General features: G+C 71.4%; 18 protein-coding genes. 10 read left to right on the top strand and 8 right to left on the bottom strand.

The features are described 5' to 3' along the window. Window positions 1-57 precede the first annotated feature (57 nt). From B9H04_RS11950 to B9H04_RS11940, 3 genes are all read left to right on the top strand, one after another. A complete protein-coding gene (locus tag B9H04_RS11950) occupies window positions 58-432 on the top strand; it encodes a SlyX family protein (protein WP_049931338.1) in 375 nt (124 codons plus the stop codon). Window positions 433-561: 129 nt separating this feature from the next. Next, the gene (locus B9H04_RS11945) at window positions 562-1,614 is read left to right on the top strand and encodes a Brp/Blh family beta-carotene 15,15'-dioxygenase (protein ID WP_085682736.1); all 1,053 of its coding nucleotides are present in this window, start codon (window positions 562-564) and stop codon (window positions 1,612-1,614) included. Between the two features lie 141 nt (window positions 1,615-1,755). Continuing rightward, complete coding sequence (locus tag B9H04_RS11940) at window positions 1,756-2,496, top strand: protein sorting system archaetidylserine synthase (RefSeq protein WP_049931336.1); 741 nt, start codon at window positions 1,756-1,758, stop codon at window positions 2,494-2,496. Between the two features lie 77 nt (window positions 2,497-2,573). On the opposite strand, the gene psmB is transcribed toward B9H04_RS11940, so the two are convergent. Together psmB and B9H04_RS18740 are read right to left on the bottom strand one after the other, a co-directional pair. Beyond that, window positions 2,574-3,305 carry an archaeal proteasome endopeptidase complex subunit beta gene (gene psmB, locus B9H04_RS11935; protein WP_049931335.1) on the bottom strand — a complete coding sequence of 244 codons (732 nt, stop codon included), beginning with the start codon at window positions 3,303-3,305 and terminating at the stop codon, window positions 2,574-2,576. 257 nt (window positions 3,306-3,562) lie between these two features. Then, entirely contained in the window at window positions 3,563-3,730 is a 168-nt protein-coding gene (locus B9H04_RS18740; protein WP_167373065.1) for a hypothetical protein, read from the bottom strand. A 297-nt stretch (window positions 3,731-4,027) separates the two neighbouring features. Between B9H04_RS18740 and B9H04_RS11930 the strand changes: the two genes are divergently transcribed. Beyond that, window positions 4,028-4,708: a uracil-DNA glycosylase family protein gene (locus B9H04_RS11930; RefSeq protein WP_049931334.1), complete on the top strand. Its 681-nt coding sequence runs from the start codon at window positions 4,028-4,030 to the stop codon at window positions 4,706-4,708. A gap of 259 nt (window positions 4,709-4,967) precedes the next feature. Here B9H04_RS11930 and B9H04_RS11925 read toward each other — a convergent pair whose 3' ends face one another. The 4 genes from B9H04_RS11925 to B9H04_RS11910 all read right to left on the bottom strand — a co-directional run bounded on the left by B9H04_RS11925 (window position 4,968) and on the right by B9H04_RS11910 (window position 9,111). Next, entirely contained in the window at window positions 4,968-6,218 is a 1,251-nt protein-coding gene (locus B9H04_RS11925; protein ID WP_049931348.1) for an asparagine synthase-related protein, read from the bottom strand. A gap of 5 nt (window positions 6,219-6,223) precedes the next feature. Continuing rightward, the gene (locus B9H04_RS11920) at window positions 6,224-6,907 is read right to left on the bottom strand and encodes a PHP domain-containing protein (protein WP_049931333.1); all 684 of its coding nucleotides are present in this window, start codon (window positions 6,905-6,907) and stop codon (window positions 6,224-6,226) included. A 372-nt stretch (window positions 6,908-7,279) separates the two neighbouring features. Beyond that, window positions 7,280-7,549, bottom strand: a complete 270-nt coding sequence (locus B9H04_RS11915; RefSeq protein WP_049931332.1) for a DUF7513 family protein — start codon at window positions 7,547-7,549, stop codon at window positions 7,280-7,282. Then, window positions 7,546-9,111 (bottom strand): Na+/H+ antiporter NhaC family protein, encoded by a 1,566-nt coding sequence (locus B9H04_RS11910; protein WP_085682735.1) that lies wholly within the window; start codon window positions 9,109-9,111, stop codon window positions 7,546-7,548. Before B9H04_RS11910 ends, B9H04_RS11915 begins: the two co-directional genes overlap by 4 nt. Window positions 9,112-9,466: 355 nt before the next feature. Between B9H04_RS11910 and B9H04_RS11905 the strand changes: the two genes are divergently transcribed. The 4 genes from B9H04_RS11905 to B9H04_RS11890 are packed head-to-tail and all read left to right on the top strand — an operon-like array spanning window position 9,467 to window position 12,189. Next, window positions 9,467-9,934 (top strand): 30S ribosomal protein S15, encoded by a 468-nt coding sequence (locus B9H04_RS11905; RefSeq protein WP_049931330.1) that lies wholly within the window; start codon window positions 9,467-9,469, stop codon window positions 9,932-9,934. A 50-nt stretch (window positions 9,935-9,984) separates the two neighbouring features. After that, complete coding sequence (locus tag B9H04_RS11900; RefSeq protein ID WP_049931329.1) at window positions 9,985-11,199, top strand: hypothetical protein; 1,215 nt, start codon at window positions 9,985-9,987, stop codon at window positions 11,197-11,199. A 1-nt stretch (window position 11,200) separates the two neighbouring features. Then, window positions 11,201-11,545, top strand: a complete 345-nt coding sequence (locus B9H04_RS11895; protein WP_049931328.1) for a KEOPS complex subunit Pcc1 — start codon at window positions 11,201-11,203, stop codon at window positions 11,543-11,545. Continuing rightward, window positions 11,542-12,189, top strand: a complete 648-nt coding sequence (locus tag B9H04_RS11890; protein ID WP_049931327.1) for a 30S ribosomal protein S3ae — start codon at window positions 11,542-11,544, stop codon at window positions 12,187-12,189. The genes B9H04_RS11895 and B9H04_RS11890 overlap by 4 nt, the downstream gene beginning before the upstream one ends. Window positions 12,190-12,261: 72 nt before the next feature. Here B9H04_RS11890 and B9H04_RS11885 read toward each other — a convergent pair whose 3' ends face one another. After that, on the bottom strand, window positions 12,262-12,774 hold the full coding sequence (locus B9H04_RS11885) for a GNAT family N-acetyltransferase (protein ID WP_049931326.1): 513 nt from the start codon (window positions 12,772-12,774) through the stop codon (window positions 12,262-12,264). Beyond that, window positions 12,771-13,340 (bottom strand): GNAT family N-acetyltransferase, encoded by a 570-nt coding sequence (locus B9H04_RS11880; RefSeq protein WP_049931325.1) that lies wholly within the window; start codon window positions 13,338-13,340, stop codon window positions 12,771-12,773. The genes B9H04_RS11885 and B9H04_RS11880 overlap by 4 nt, the downstream gene beginning before the upstream one ends. 113 nt (window positions 13,341-13,453) lie before the next feature. On the opposite strand from B9H04_RS11880, the gene B9H04_RS11875 reads away from it, so the two are divergent. Beyond that, complete coding sequence (locus tag B9H04_RS11875) at window positions 13,454-13,732, top strand: DNA-directed RNA polymerase subunit L (RefSeq protein WP_049931324.1); 279 nt, start codon at window positions 13,454-13,456, stop codon at window positions 13,730-13,732. A 122-nt stretch (window positions 13,733-13,854) separates the two neighbouring features. Continuing rightward, window positions 13,855-14,883 carry a glycosyltransferase family 4 protein gene (locus B9H04_RS11870; RefSeq protein ID WP_085682741.1) on the top strand — a complete coding sequence of 343 codons (1,029 nt, stop codon included), beginning with the start codon at window positions 13,855-13,857 and terminating at the stop codon, window positions 14,881-14,883. Window positions 14,884-15,029: the final 146 nt, after the last annotated feature.

Here is a 15,029-nt window from a genome sequence, read left to right as displayed (position 1 = left end):
GGTCGGGGTGACGTTGTCGGCCTGAAAGTAATGACCCTGGGGCTCTACCAGTCTCGTATGGCAGACGACGACGCCGAGGCGGAAGCCGAACAGCGTAGCGAAAGCACTGCGGAACAGGAAGCGGAGGAGACCGACGACGTCACCATCGACGTCGAGGCGATAGACGCCTACGAGCAGCGCATCGAGGAGCTGTCCACCGCGGTCGAGGAGCGCGAGGAGACGATCGAGGAGCTCCAATCGGTCGTCGAAGAGCAGTCCGAACAGATCGAACGGCTCGAAGGGCAGTTCCTCGATCTGTCCGCGCGCGTGGCGGACGGACGGAACATCGGCGTCTGCCCCGAGTGTAACGGCCCCACGGAGAAGAAGGAGCGGCTGTTCAGATCGGACACGATCGAGTGCACGCGTTGCGGCGAAGTGATTCACACGTACTGACGCCGCCGCCCGAACCGCCCCCTTCGGAGCGGCGAAACGCCCGCGGAGACGGTCGCAGGGACGACCCGAATATAAAACACCGAATAATGGCGACGAGGCCCTAACCCGGTAACGGCCGTACGTACGTCCATGTCGACGACGACGGCGAGCCCGGTGCGGCGACTCCTCGGTGAACCGGAACGGACGGCCATCGGTGCCTCGCGCGTGGCGCTGCTCCTCCTCGCGGTCGGATTCGGCGCCCTGTCCGCGGTCGGCACCGACGTGTCGCTCCGGACTCAGATGATCGCGTACCTCGTCGGGATGGTCGCGTTGAACCTCCCGCACGGGGGGTACGAACACTTCTCGAATCTCCGCCGGCGGGGGCTCCCGTTCGGCGCGCGGTACGTGGCGCTCTACCTCGGCTTCGTCGCGTCGTTCGTGGCCCTGTTCGTCGTCGCGCCGCTGCCCGCGCTCGCGCTCGCGTTCGGGACGGCGGTCGCGAAGGGCGGGCACGGCGACCTCCGCGTGATGGACGCGCTGATCGGAACCGACCACCTCCCCACCAAGCCCCAGCGAGCGCTCGCCGCGCTGATCCGCGGCGGCGCCGTGATGATCGTCCCCGCCGTCTTCTGGACCGAGACCTACTACAGCTTCACCGGCATCATGTTGGGCGTCTTCGACGGTCGGTTGGCCGGCCCGGCCGCCTCGAACCCGGAGCCGTTCACCACGGCGCTCGGCGCGGTCTTCGGGCTCGGCGTGATGACGCACCTCGGCGGCGGCCTCGCGACCAGCCTGCGCTCGACCGGCGGCGTCAGCCGGTCGTGGCTCCTCGACGCCGCGGAGACGCTGCTGCTCGTCGCGTACTTCGCGCTCGTACCCGTGGTCGTCGCCATCGGGCTCTACTTCCCGCTGTGGTACTCGCTTCGGCAGTCGGCGCGGAGCATGGTCGTCGAACAGGAGCAGCCCGACCGGACGGAAGGCGTCTCGCTCGTCGTCGCGTGGGGCGTCCTCGTCGTCGGGGCGCTGGTCACGGCGAGCGTCGCGACCGCCCTGTGGACCGTCGCGCCGAACCCGCTGGCCGGCGGCTCGCTGCTCTCCGGCGCGGTCGCCTTCTACACCATCTTCGTCTGCGTCATCGCGATGCCGCACGTCGTGGTCGGCGAATGGCTCGACTTCGGCCGCGGCATCTGGTACGTCCCCTGACCGAGGCGTCTTGGCCTCGCGGCCGCGCCCTCCGTTTCGGTCGACACACACCTCGGCAGTCCCGGACTCTCGCGACCGGGCCGCCGCCGCGCGGTCGACGAGATAACAAACCCTAAAACCCGGCTCGGCGACCGATACGGTATGCCTCTGCGGTTCGCTCGGCGGCTCGGGCTCGCGGACGCGGTGACCGTGGCCAACGCCGCCGTCGGGTTCCTCGCCGTCGTCGCCGCGACGGTCGACGTCGCGCTCGCGGCCAGGCTCGTCCTCCTCGCCGCCGTCGCGGACGGGCTCGACGGGGTCGTCGCCCGCCACCGCGGGTCGACTCCCGCCGGCCCGTACCTCGACTCGCTGGCCGACGTCGCCTCCTTCGGCGTTGCGCCCGCCGCGCTCGTCGCCGCCGTCGTCCGCGACGGGCGCTCGCTCGCGACGGACCCCGCGCTCGTCGCCGCCGTCGTCGGCGCGGGCGCGCTGTTCGTCGCCGCCGCGGTCGCCCGCCTCGGCCTCTACACGGCCGACGAGGACGGCGCCCGCGAGACGGTGGGCGTTCCGACGACGCTGGCCGCGACGGTGCTCGCCGCCGCCGTCATCGCGGGCTACACCGCCCCGGTCCCGCTCGTCGCGGCCACGACGGCGTTCGCGCTGCTCATGGGGTCGACGGTCACCTACCCGGACCTCCACGCGCAGGACGCGCTCGTGATGGGGGTCGTTCAGGCGGCCGTGATCCTCACCCCCGCCGGTCACATGGCGACGAGCGCGCTCCCGGCGTGGATCGGCGAGGGGTTCGCGTTCGCGCTACTGTTCCTCGCCAGCGGCTACCTCGTCCTCGGCCCGCGGTTCTACTGGGGCGACGGGATTCAGGCGCCGCCGGAGCTCCGGCGGTGACCGAGCGGCCGCGAGCGCCTCCGCTGGCGGGTCGGGACTCGCGAAGAAATACCGAAGCGGCGTCCCGTTGACGCCGACTACAGCAGGTCGTCGAACTCCTTGTACCGGGTGATGTCGACGCCGTCCTCGGTGACGACGGCGACGTTGATCCCGTTGCCCGAGGCGAGGTCGCGCTCGACGGCGGACTGGATCGCCTTCGCGGCGATGGTCTTCGCCTCGTCGATGCTGACCTCGTCGTCGTACTCCTGCTCTAAGACACCGAGCGCGTACTGCGACCCGGAGCCGGTGACGGTGTACTCCTCCTCGGTCGTGCCGCCGAGGGCGTCGATGGAGTAGATGTGCGCGCCCTCGTCGTCGACGCCGCCCAGGATCGGCTGGACGACGAAGAACGCCCCGGAGCGGAGGAGGTTCCCCGTCAGGGTCGACAGCGCTTCCATGGACATGTCCTTACCGCGGCGGGCCTCGTAGAGGCTCGTCTCGGCGCGAAGCGTCGAGATGAGGTTCTGGGCCGCCGAGACGGAGCCCGCGATGGTCAGGGCGCCGCGCGGGTGGATCTCCTCGACCTTCTGGACGTCCTTCGAGGAGACCATGCCGCCGAGGGAGGCGCGCATGTCGGTCGCCATCACGACGCCCTCGTCGGCCTTGATGCCGACGGTGGTGGTCCCCGTCTTCATCTCGCCGTCGCCCTCCGCCTTCGCAGCGCGGCGCTCGCTGTGTTCGAACTCGCCGAGCTCCGGTCCGAAGACAGGCTGGTCGCGGCCGAGGTCGGCAGCCGGCCCGTCTGAGAGGTCGCCAGTCGGTGTTCGCATTACGTCCACATTCGCCCGGCGCGCTGATAAAGGCAACCCTTCGGGGGCCGCCGACCGGTTCCGACGGGCCTATCCGTCGCCGGGCCGCGACCGGCCGACCGCGGCGGGGGACACTGGATCGCGACGGACCTCGGAGCGGGCGCTGCGGGGCTGCGACGGGCACGAGGAGAGCTGTGCGGGATCGCGGGTCGAAGGGGGGTCTCGCCGTCGCTCGGCGTCTGGTCGGTCGCGGAGAACGAGCTACTGTCGGCGCGCGATCACTCCTGGTCGACGGCCTCGGTGGTCGTCTCGACGAGCCGGCCGACCGGGACGTTGATGCCGAGGTGCTGACGCGCGAAGACGGCCACCGGGAACAGCGAGATTCCGACGGCGACGGACGCTTGGTGCAGCCCGAAGAGGGCCGCGGTACGGATGCGGTCGAACATTGGACTTCTGTCACACCCCAACGGAGGGGTATATAAATATCTTCCGTGGGCCGCGCCGAAGACACCTCGACGCTGTCTTGCGGTTTCCGGTTATTGATTAACGATCCTGAAATATCTCTCGTTCCGCGTCGATCGACGCGTATCCCAGCCCGGTTTGACCTCGTTTATTCTCATAACTTATGCGGATCTTCGTCGCCTCGTGCGCCTCGCATCGGCTCGCTCGCCGCCGCGGGGCGTCCCCGAGTCGCTCGCGCCGGACCGAACGGGATTTAACGGCCTGCGCGCCTACCCTCTCGCGTGCAGAACGTCACGGACCGGATCCGGAACCCCTTCGGGATGCGCCCCGACTGCCCCTCGTTCGTCCCCGGCTACGGCGACGCCAACGCCGACTTCCACGTCGTCGGCGACCGCCCGGGCGTCCACGGCGGGACCGCGGCGGGCGTCCCGTTCACCGGCGAGGCGTGGTCGCCCGCGTTCCTGTCGGCGCTCTCGGACGCCGGACTGATCGCGGGTGTCGCCGAGGGAGTCGCCCCCGACGGCGTCGCGCGCGACGGCGACCCGACGGCGGTCGACCCCGTTCGAACCGGCCGAACGTTCCTCTCGTACCTTCACATGTGCGCGGGCGAGGCGCCGCCCGACGAGGCCGCCTACGCCGACATGGAGCGGTTCTTCGACGCGGAGCTCCGCGCCATCGCCGCGCACGTGCTGCTCCCGGTGGGCGCGCGGGCGACCGAACACGTCCTCGAAACCTACACCGCCCGGGCTCGGAAGACCGAGATAGACATGGACGGGCTCCACGGTGAGGAGCTGCTCGGCGCCGGCTGGCTCGTCGTCCCGATCAAAGACCCCGCAGACTGGGCGGACGGCGACGCCGATCGGCTCGTTGACTCGCTCCGAGAGCTCCGGTCAACCGACTTCCGCCGCGAGAGCGACCTCGGTCGCTTCATCGCCGGCAGCGACCCGTACCTCGTCCGCTGACGCGGCGATCGCTCGCCGAGCCCGCGACCCGGCCTCCCCCGTCCGGATGGACGTGAACTTTCCCCGGCAAAGCGCGCTACCGATACGGCGATCCGGCAGTAATCGCTCACATCTGCGGCCGATCGTTTTCTATCGCGGCCGCGAGGGTGTCATATTTGTCACTACTATCCGGATTTTATACCTGTCCCGCCGATCCGTGAGTAGACGCCCGACCGATCGGGCGTCGGCCGCAGGACTGGTACTCCCCGCGGCGACTTGGTCAGTCCCGGCCCTCACCGGCCGGTTTTTCCTCGCTACACAGCGCCTCGACGTACTTCCCGACGTGGTCGTCCATTCGCCGCTTGTAGCCCGCCTGCCGCGCGAGCCGGTCGAGCTCGCGGGAGACGTACGTGCCGTACTGGACCGCCTTCTTCTCCGCGGCGTGGACCGACTCCGGCAGCCGCCGGCTCGCGACGCGGCGGAGCGCGACCTTCCGCTCGTCGCCGTCGACGAGCAGGGCGTCCGGGAGCGCCAGCGCGGCGCCGACGACACGGTCGTCGAGCAACGGCGTCGCGGGCTCGACCCCCGCGGCGCGGAGCGCGAGCACGTCCCGCTCCAGCTGATCGGGCAGCGTCCGGACGGTCTCGGTCCGGGCGCCGCGGACGGTGTCGGCGTCGACCCGGGAGTCCTCGGCGGGGTCGACGACCTTGCTGTACCCGCCGAACAGCTCGTCGGCCCCCTGTCCGACTGCGAGGCGATCGAACCCGTCGGCCGCGGCCGCTTCGGCCGTCATGAACAGCGGCACCGCGATGGACGCGTCCATCGGGTTCCGGCGACCGGTCGCGGCCGCCACCGCGCGGACCGCTCGCGTGAGGTCGTCGTGCGTCACCTCGACGACGCGCAGGTCGCGGTCCATCGCGCTCGCGGCCTCGCGCGCCGCAGCGATGTCGTGGCTCCCCTCGAAGCCGGCGACGTAGCAGGGGGCCTCCGGGACGGCCGCGGCGACGAGGCCGGAGTCGACGCCGCCGGAGAAGGCCACCGCGAGGTTGCCGTCACTGCTCTCGTCGTCTCCCCCGGACCGAGTTGATGCCGCGAGGTCCTCGAGCGCCGCGCTCACCGCGCCGTCGACCGCCGCCAGCGCGGCCTCCGGATCGGCGGTCGGAGCCGGGTCGGGGAGCCGCCAGACGCGTTCGGTACCGCCGGCCGAGACCACGCTCCCCGCGGGCACCGGCTCCGGATCGGCGAGCGCGCCGCGGTCGAAGGCCCACGCGTCGGTCGCCGCGGGAATGCGGGCGGTCCCCGGATCGAGCGCCTCGCGCTCGACGAACAGCGGTTGTCGGCCGAGGACATCGCGGACGAGCACCGGGCCGTCGCGGTTCGGCCCGTCGCGGTCCCGCGGGTCCAAACTCGGCGGCTCGGCCAGCAGCCCGGCGAAGCCGCACCCGCCGGGGAGCGGGTCGCCGTCGCGGAGCGCGGCACGGACGCGGTCCGCGGGGGCGCCGCGGAGGTCGGACGAGGAAGGGGCCGTCATCGCGGTCACCGGAGGGCGTCGAGCGCGCGGAGCGCGCGGCGCTTGGCGCCCCCGCCGAACTGCCGGAGCGAGACCCGCCACGGGGTGCGCTTGCCGACGACGCTCGTCCGGCCGTCGGCGATCCCGTCGAGGATCGCGTCCGCGGAGCGCTCGTCGGCGCCGACCTCCGTCACCGCCTGCCCGACCATCTCGGAGATGTGGGCGTCGCTGCCGGCGGTCATCGGGAGCCCGTTGCGGACGGCGAACTTCTCGGCCTGTCGGTTCGAGCGGCCGGTGAACAGCCGCGAGTTGTACACCTCGATCGCGTCCGCGCTCGCGAGCCGCTCGTCGCTGACGTGCGCGGCGACGCCGTGGCGGGACTTCTGGAAGGGGTGGGGGACGACCGCGATCCCGCCCTGGTCGCGGATCCGGTCGAGCGTCTCGTCGAAGGGGAGGCCGCTCTCGACGCGCTCGTCGATGCCGAACGCGAGCACGTGGCCGACCGCGCAGGTCACCTCCATGCCGACGATGCCGACGAGCCCGTAGTCGGGGGCCTTCTCGGCCGCCTCGATGCTGGCGTCGATCTCGTCGTGGTCGGTGACGGCGAGCGCGTCGAGCCCGACCGCGGCCGCCTGCTCCAAGAGGAGGTCGACCGGGTCGCGCCCGTCGTACGACAGCGCGGAGTGCGCGTGGAGCTCGACCGATAGCACGCCCGACGGTTCGAGCGTGGTGATGAAAAGCGCCCCGGTCCGCGCCGGTTCACGCCGCTTCGCGGCGATCGAACCCCATTTCGACGATCTGTTATCTAAAAGCAACTGCGGTGGCGCGTGCCGACGAGCGGCCGGAGGGCGCGAGTCGCACGCGCGAGGGAGTCGCGAACGGTGCGATGTGCGAGCGAGGCGAGCACCTCGGTTGCGAGCGGTGAAACCGCGGGCAGTGAGCGACGGGGCTGGGGAGGCGTGAGGTGCTGTGCGCGAGTCCTCGCGGCGAGGCTTTGGCGGCGTTCGCCACCGGTCCGCCCTCGGTTGTTTATATACGGACGGTGGAACCGATGAAAAGAACCCGCAACCACCGAGTGCTAGCTAAAACGCGCTCCCGCCTACGGTCTTCCGATAGGTCGCGCGCCCGGTGTGGCTCGACTCGTCCCACGACTCCACGTCGACGACGACCCGAGTGTCGACCGCGTCCCCGGGCGCGCCCTCGATCCGGAGCGTCGAGTCGCCGATGCGCGCGACGTGTACGCCGCCGTCGGACTCGCCCGTCACCATCACTTCGATCGCGTCCCCGGCCGCGTAGTCCGGTGTCGATCCCCGGAACGACCACCCGGCGAGGAACTTGTCGAAGACGCTCATGCGCGGGACACCTCCTCGGAGGCGCGGTCGGGGATGTACTCCCGCCCGAAGCCGGTGATCGCGGCGATGATGAATATCGCCACGAGGAACCAGCCGTGGAAGACGTACGGCACGACCTCGATGGGGTTCACGACCATCTCGGGGCCGTACTGGGACCCGAGGCCGTCCGGCCCGACCATCACCTGGTACCCGACCAACACGCCGCCCGCCCACGGGAAGATGTAGCCGAGCGCGGAGGTGTTGGCGTCCAAGATGTTCGCGCGCCGGTAGCCGTTGATGTTGAACTTCTCGCCGATCCGGGCGACGTACGGGGCGATCGCGATCTCCGCCGCGGTGTTTATCGTGATCATCCCGTTGATCGTCGCGGTGCCGAGGACCATCGTCAGCTCCGCCCGGCGGACGGTCGTCGCGACGCGGTCGAGGAGGAACGTCTGGATCGCCTCGAAGCCGCCGCCGCGGATCATGATCTGCGCCATCGCGACGATGAGGAGGGTGAGGACGATCAGCGGGAAGAACCCGACCGCGCCCGTGTAGAGGCTCCCGCCGACGCCCGCGGTCTCGCCGACCTCGACGACCGGGAGCCCGGAGAGCGCCCCGGCCTCCGTCACGGTGAAGGCGACGATGTCGCTCGCGCTCGACAGCCCGAACAGGAGGTTGGACGCGACCGCCACGACCAGCCCCCACGAGATCGCCTCGACGATGTGACGGCCCACGACCGCGGTGACGATGACGACTCCCATCGAGAGCAGGTGGACTAGTCCGAGGGCGTTCGCGGACTCGCGGAGCGCGACGGCGCCCTCGAGGCTCACGCCGGCCATGGCCGAGCCGGCGATCAGGTACGCGGCGAACGCCGGGACCGCCGCCGCGATAGCGTACTTGAACCGCGAGGCGACGACCCCGCCGATGTCCGCGTCCTGAGTCACGGCGCTCACGATCGTCGTGTCGCTGACGGGCGCGAGGTTGTCGCCGAAGACGGCGCCCGACAGGATCGCGGCGAACAGCAGCACGGGGTTCGCGCCGATGAGCACGCCGGCCGGGAAGACCAGCGTCACGAACGCGACGGTCGCCCCGTATCCGGTGCCGATCCCGGTCGCGAGGAGGCCGCAGAGGATGAACGCGGCCGCGGGGAACGTCGACGCGCCGACGTTCAGAGCGTCGGCCGCGAAGATGAGCCCCTCGACGAAGCCGCCGGCCTGAAGCGTCTGGGCGAACATCCCGGCCCAGAGCCACGCGACGATCGCGGTCGCGGCCACGCGCTGGGTCATCCCTTCGAAGATCGTGTCGGCGTACGCCTTCCAGTCGCCGCGGACGAGGAACATCCCGAGCGTCGTTCCGACCAACGCGCCCACGACGAGCCCGTTGGTGTCACCGATCCCGAGGACGCCGCTCTGGAAGATCGCCCAGGCGATGAAGAAGACGAGCGGGAGGGTGCTCGCCCACTTCCCCCCGCGGAACTCGATCCGCGGGTCGTCGCTCCCTTCCTCGCCGACGCCGAAGTCGCTGCCGTCTGGGGGGTCACCGCCGTCGGTCGCGGCCGGGGTCCCCGCTGTCGTGTCGGTCATTTATCTCTCACACGCCTTCGGAGACCGACGGCTCACGTAAATCCCCGTGTGCGCTCCGTCAGACGGACCGGGAGCGTTCGCCCGACGGAATCGCCTCACGCGGGGACAAGAACACGCTTAAGACCCCCGACGGCGACCGTCTTGACGGGAACAGCACAGCTGCAGATCCGACTCGCCGGGGCCCTTTCGCCCGCGGCTTGGGAATGTAGCAGTGCGCCGACGCCTCCGGCGTCGCGGTCGGGCGGCCCGCTCGCGCGGACCGTCCGGTCGGAGCGCTCGCTCCGCGAGCGATCCGTAGCCGCGCCGCGCGGAGTCGCGGTCACGTTGCGGTTGTGCCGTTCCAACCAGACAGACAATGGCACGAATGCACACGCGCCGTCGCGGTTCGTCCGGTTCGGACAAACCGGCGACGGACGAGACCCCGGAGTGGAGCGACGTCGACGCCGAGGACATCGAGTCCCGCGTCGTCGAACTGGCGGAGCAGGGCCACGACCCCAGCGTCATCGGCCTCAAGCTGCGCGACGAGGGCGTCAAGGGCGTCCCGGTCCCCGACGTGAAGCTGGCGACCGGCAAGAAGGTCACCGAGATTCTCGAGGAACACGACGCCGACGCCGACATCCCGGAAGACCTCCGCAACCTCATGTCGCAGGCGGTTCGCCTGCGCGAGCACATGGCGGAGAACGGGCAGGACCACCAGAACAAGCGCGCGCTCCAGAACACGGAGTCGAAGATCCGCCGCCTCGCGAACTACTACCGCGGCGACGAGATCGATGAGGAGTTCACGTACACCTACGAGAACGCCGTCGAGCTCTTAGAGGAGTGAGCGGCTAGCACGGCGACACCGAGCGACCGATCCCGACCGACACACCACACATGACCGAAGCGACGTCCGCCACGCCCGCCCCCGACGCGCTCGCCGGCGTCCTCGCAGACGCGCCGTTCGTCCGGCTCGTCGCGACCGACGACGGCGACGCGCTGGCAGCCGCCGGGCTGCTCGCGCGAGCGCTCCGAGCGATGGGCACGCCGTTCCAGGCTCGGGTCGACCGCGACCCGGTGCCGGCGGACGTCGACGACTGCGTCGCGGTAACGGTCGGCGTCGACCGCGGCCCGCACGCGATCCCCGGAACGGGACGACCGGCGAGCACGGCCGCCTTCGCGGTCGCCCGCGCCCTCGGCGTCGAACCCGACCCCGTGGTCGCGCTCGCCGGCGTCGTCGCGGCCGGGTCGATCCCCGGCGCCGACGGCTCCGGCGACGCGCTCGACGCCGCGGAGCGGGCCGGCCGCGTCGAGCGGCGGCCCGGCGTCGCGCTCCCGGTTTCAGGCGGCGAGCGCGCCGCTCACGAGACCGACGGCGCGGACGCGGCCCCCTCGCGGGCCGAGGCCCTCGCGGCCTCGACGCTCGCGTCGACGCGGTACTCCGGCGACCCCGATGGGGCGCGCGACGCGCTCGATCCCTTGGGACTGTCCGCCGACCCCGACGCCGACGACCGCCGGCGCTTCGCGTCGCTGGTCGCGGTCGACGCGGTCGACGGCGACGATACGAGCGAGCGCGCGGCCGCTGCGGTCGAGCGCGCGCTCCGTCCGTACGCGACGGACGGTCCCTTCGAGACGGTCGGCGGCTACGCCGACGTGCTCGACGCGCTCGCCCGAGAGGCGCCCGGGACGGGGGTCGCGCTCGCGCTCGCGAGCGACCCGGCTCCGTCGCTTCGGACGGCCGCGCTCGACGCCTGGCACCGCCACGGACTGGCGGCGCACCGGGCGCTCGACGACGCGACGGTCGGCCGGTACGACGGCTGCGTCGTCGCCCGCGTCGACGCGGCGCCGGCGGTCCTGCCGACGGTCGCCCGACTCGTCCGGGACTTCCGGTCACCAGAACCCGTCGTAGTCGCGCTCGACGAGGGCGCGGGCCGGCTCGCGGCCGCTGCCGTCGAGCCGATCGGGCTCGGCGACGCCTGCCGGACCGCCGCCGACGAGGTCGGCGGCGACGGTTGGGGGGCCCCCGCTCGCGGCGGGATCGCCGTCGAGACCGCCGGACCCGGCGACGCAGACATCACGGGGGCGCTGGCCGCGCTCCGGGAGGCGATCTGAGATGTCCGACGACGCCCCCCGAACGGCCGGCGGCGACGCCGACCGGACCGCGACGGTCCGGACCACGCACGCCGACGCCGCGACCGTCGCGGCCGCGGTCGGGCCGGACGAGACCGACTCGATGCGCACGCGCGTCAACGGCGACGCCGTCGCCTGTACCGTCGCGCGACCGACCACCGGCGGGCTCCAGTCGACGCTGGACGACCACCTCGTGAACCTGCGCGTCGCCGACCGCGTGGTCGAGCGCGCTCGGTCGCATATCGCCGCAGACGCCGACTCCGCCGACACCCTCGACTCCACAGACGAACCGCAGACGACCGACACCGACACACACACCGACACATGAGCGAACGATCCGTATCCAAGAGCAGAGAACAGAAGCGCTGGTACTCCGTGCTGGCGCCCGAACAGTTCGACCGACAGGAGCTCGGCGAGACCCTCGCCGAGGAGCCCCAGCAGGTCGTCGGCCGCACGATCACGACGACGCTCGACGAGCTGACGGGCGACTCCAACGCGAACAACACGAAGCTGACGTTCAAGATCACCGACGTGGGCAGCGACTCGGCGTACACCGAGTTCATCAAGTACGAGCTGACGCGCGACTACCTGCGCTCGCTCGTCCGCCGCGGCGCCTCGAAGGTCGAGGCGTCGATCACGGTGCTGACCACGGACGACTACCGCATCCGCGTCCAGCCCGTCGCCCTGACGACCAAGAAGGCCGACCGGTCTCAGGAGAAGGCGATCCGCCGCGTCATGATCGACAAGGTCCACGCGGCCGCCGAGGAGCGCACCTTCGAGGCGTTCGTCGACGCGATCGTCGACGGGAACCTCTCGTCGGCCATCTACGGCGACGCCAAGGAGATATACCCGCTCCGCCGCGTCGAGGTCCAGAAGCTCACCCTCGAAGCGCGCCCGCGCGAGGTCGCCGCCGAGGAGGAGGCCGCCGTCGACGTCGACGCCGACGAAGTCGCGGTCGACGCCGACGAGTAACGGCTCGTCCACCCGACGCGGCCCCGTTTTGCGTTTATCCCTTCCCGAGCGGCCGCGCCGTCACCGAGCGGGTCAGTCCGCGTCCGACGCCGTGTCGGCGGCCATCCGGATTCGCGCCGACTCGAAGCCACACTCCTCGTAGAAGCCGCGAGCGGACTCGTTCTCGACGTCGACGTCGAGCGTGACGCGCTCGCAGCCGCGGTCGGCGGCGGCCCCCCGGGCGCGGTCGAGCAGCCGCCGCCCGATACCCTCGCCGCGGCGCGGCGGCCGGACGTACAGCTCGCTCACGTGGAGTCGGTCGCCCGCGGCGAACACGGGTGCGGACGACTCGGGGCTCGCGGCGGCGTAGCCGACGAGGCGGGCGTCATCGCCCGTTTCGCCGTCCGCGACGGCGACCCACGTCACCGCCTCGTCGTCGTCGAGCTTGTCCCGTCGGTGTTCGACGCCCGCGGCGACGAGGTCGACGTCGTCCGCGAGCGCGTTCCGGTCGGCGAGCCGCGCCATCTCGCGCGCGAACGGCAGCCACAGGTCCTCGACCAGCGGTCGCACGTCGCCCCGCCGGAGCCGCCTGATCGTCGGGGTCACTCCGGATCGACCGCCATCGTCATCTGTTTGCGGTACTCCTCGAACCCGGTCCGCTCGTAGAACGCCACGGCTCGCTCGTTGTCGACGTCCACGTCGAGCCGGAGCTGCCCGCAGCCGTGGTCGCGGGCGTCGGCGACCGCGCGCTCGACGAACCGGTCCGCGAGGCCGGTGCCGCGGTACGGCGCCGCGACGTATATCTCGCCGATCACCAGCCGGTCCGGGCGATCGAACGGGTCGGGACACGCGTCGACGCTCGTCATCAGCAGGCCGACGAGGTCCAGGTCGGGATCGGTCACGGCGGCGGTCGCGGGGTCGACCGCGGCGTCGGCCGCCCCGTCGGCGGCGGTCGCGGCGACCCAGCCGCGGCTTCCCGAATCGTCCAGCTGGTTCCGGGCGAACTCCACGTGTCGCTCGACGAAGCGCTCCTCGGGCCAGTCCGCGAGGTCGTGGGCCCCGACGGCGTCGGCGAGGTCGCGGTTGTACGGGAGCCACAGGTCGGCCGCGTAGCGGCGGAGGGCCTCCTCGTCGGACGGCAGCCGTCGGATCGCGGGTCGATCGCCGGACATACCCGGTAACTCGGTCGGCGAGAGAAGTGTTTTCCGGCCGCGTGCGACCCGTCCGCATCCGGCGATATCCGGGAGACGAAAGCTTGAAACGCCGCTCGCTCGACCTCTCGGGTATGGAACTGCGGGTCATCGAGAAGACCGACACGGAACTCCACATCGAGATCGCGGGCGAGGATCACACGTTCATGAACGTGCTGAAGGGCGCCCTGCTGGAGTCGGACGACGTCGCGGCCGCGACCTACGACATGAATCCCGAGCAGTCCGGGGGCCAGACCGAACCCGTCCTCACCGTCAAGGCCGAGGAGGGCGACCCGCTCGACGTGCTCGGGGACGCCGCCGAGTCGATCACCGAGCGCACGGACGCCCTGCGCGACGCGGTTCGCGCGGCCTGACCGCGCGGTCTGACCGCGGACGGACCTCTTTCCGCTCTCCGTTTTCCGGTCCCCTGCGCGCTGCGAGGGGCATACCTAAGTGCCGACTCCCGAAACGGGGGTGTATGCCGCCGAGCGTACTCATGCTGGGGTGGGGGTACCCGCCGAACATCACCGGCGGGCTCGACGTCCACGTGGGAGAACTGTTCACCGGGCTCCGCGACGAACTCGGTGTCGACGCCGCGCTGGTGTTGCCGGCGGAGTTCGCGCCCGACGACGAGCCGGGACTCGAACCCGTCGAGACCGGCGAGGGCGACGTCGCGGCGCGCGTCGGGGAGCTCTCCGACCGCCTCGCCGAACTCGCGCCCGACTACGACGTGATCCACACCCACGACTGGTTCGGGTACGGGCCCGGTCGCGCCGCCGCCCGCGAGTCCGACGCGACGTGGGTCTCCTCGTTCCACTCGCTGGCGAGCGACCGCAACATCGACCCGCCGAGCCGCGAGGTCGAGACGGAGCGCCGGCTCGCGAACGCCGCGGACACCAACATCGCGGTCAGCGAGATCGTCCGCGAGGATATCCGAGAGCTGTACGACGCGGACTCGCGGGTCGTGTACAACGGCTTCTCGACGCCGCAGTTCTCTGGGAAGGACGTCCGCGAGGACCTCGGTATCGACGGCGAGATGCTGTTCTTCGTCGGCCGCCACACCGACCAGAAGGGGATCTCGCACCTCCTGTACGCGACCAAGAAGCTCCGCGGCCGCGACGTGACGCTCGTCGTCGGCGGGTCGGGCCACCAGACCGAGCAGCTGAAGCGGTTCGCCGAGCTGCTCGGCATCGAGGACCGGGTCGAGTTCGTCGGCTACGTCCCCGAGGCAGAGCTCGGCGACTACTACGCCGCCTCGGACGCGTTCGTCTCGCCCTCGTACGCCGAGCCGTTCGGGATCACGATCACGGAGGCGCTGGAGGCGGGCACGCAGGTCGTCGCGACGCCGTCCGGCGTCGCGGAGGTGCTCGCCGACGGCTGCCTCGTCGAGGTCGAGACGGACTCGGAGTCGATCGTCGACGGGCTCATCGAGGCGCTCGACCGCGAGGAGCCGCCGGAGTACGGGCGCCGCGAGTGGCTGGACGTGGCGGAGGACACGCTCGCCGTGTACGAAGACGTCGCGTAATCCGTTCGAACCCCTTCTCCCCGAGACGCCCCGCTCAGTCCTCGTCGCCCCGGAACACGTCGAACTCGGTCACCGGTTCCGGGTGCGTGACCCGGAACCGGTGACCGAGTTCGACGTGTTCCGGGGCGACGAGGACTGAGCGGGGC

This window comes from Halorubrum ezzemoulense DSM 17463, from assembly GCF_002114285.1.
GTDB classification, from domain to species: Archaea; Halobacteriota; Halobacteria; order Halobacteriales; family Haloferacaceae; genus Halorubrum; species Halorubrum ezzemoulense.
This window is presented reverse-complemented; position numbering and strand designations above follow the sequence as displayed.

Coding starts and splice junctions, on each gene's coding strand:
- B9H04_RS11950 (WP_049931338.1), top strand. CDS start 58: ATGGCAGACGACGACGCCGAGGCGGAAGCCGAACAGCGTAGCGAAAGC.
- B9H04_RS11945 (WP_085682736.1), top strand. CDS start 562: ATGTCGACGACGACGGCGAGCCCGGTGCGGCGACTCCTCGGTGAACCG.
- B9H04_RS11940 (WP_049931336.1), top strand. CDS start 1,756: ATGCCTCTGCGGTTCGCTCGGCGGCTCGGGCTCGCGGACGCGGTGACC.
- psmB (WP_049931335.1), bottom strand. CDS start 3,305: ATGCGAACACCGACTGGCGACCTCTCAGACGGGCCGGCTGCCGACCTC.
- B9H04_RS18740 (WP_167373065.1), bottom strand. CDS start 3,730: ATGTTCGACCGCATCCGTACCGCGGCCCTCTTCGGGCTGCACCAAGCG.
- B9H04_RS11925 (WP_049931348.1), bottom strand. CDS start 6,218: ATGACGGCCCCTTCCTCGTCCGACCTCCGCGGCGCCCCCGCGGACCGC.
- B9H04_RS11915 (WP_049931332.1), bottom strand. CDS start 7,549: ATGAGCGTCTTCGACAAGTTCCTCGCCGGGTGGTCGTTCCGGGGATCG.
- B9H04_RS11910 (WP_085682735.1), bottom strand. CDS start 9,111: ATGACCGACACGACAGCGGGGACCCCGGCCGCGACCGACGGCGGTGAC.
- B9H04_RS11905 (WP_049931330.1), top strand. CDS start 9,467: ATGGCACGAATGCACACGCGCCGTCGCGGTTCGTCCGGTTCGGACAAA.
- B9H04_RS11900 (WP_049931329.1), top strand. CDS start 9,985: ATGACCGAAGCGACGTCCGCCACGCCCGCCCCCGACGCGCTCGCCGGC.
- B9H04_RS11895 (WP_049931328.1), top strand. CDS start 11,201: ATGTCCGACGACGCCCCCCGAACGGCCGGCGGCGACGCCGACCGGACC.
- B9H04_RS11890 (WP_049931327.1), top strand. CDS start 11,542: ATGAGCGAACGATCCGTATCCAAGAGCAGAGAACAGAAGCGCTGGTAC.
- B9H04_RS11880 (WP_049931325.1), bottom strand. CDS start 13,340: ATGTCCGGCGATCGACCCGCGATCCGACGGCTGCCGTCCGACGAGGAG.
- B9H04_RS11875 (WP_049931324.1), top strand. CDS start 13,454: ATGGAACTGCGGGTCATCGAGAAGACCGACACGGAACTCCACATCGAG.
- B9H04_RS11870 (WP_085682741.1), top strand. CDS start 13,855: ATGCTGGGGTGGGGGTACCCGCCGAACATCACCGGCGGGCTCGACGTC.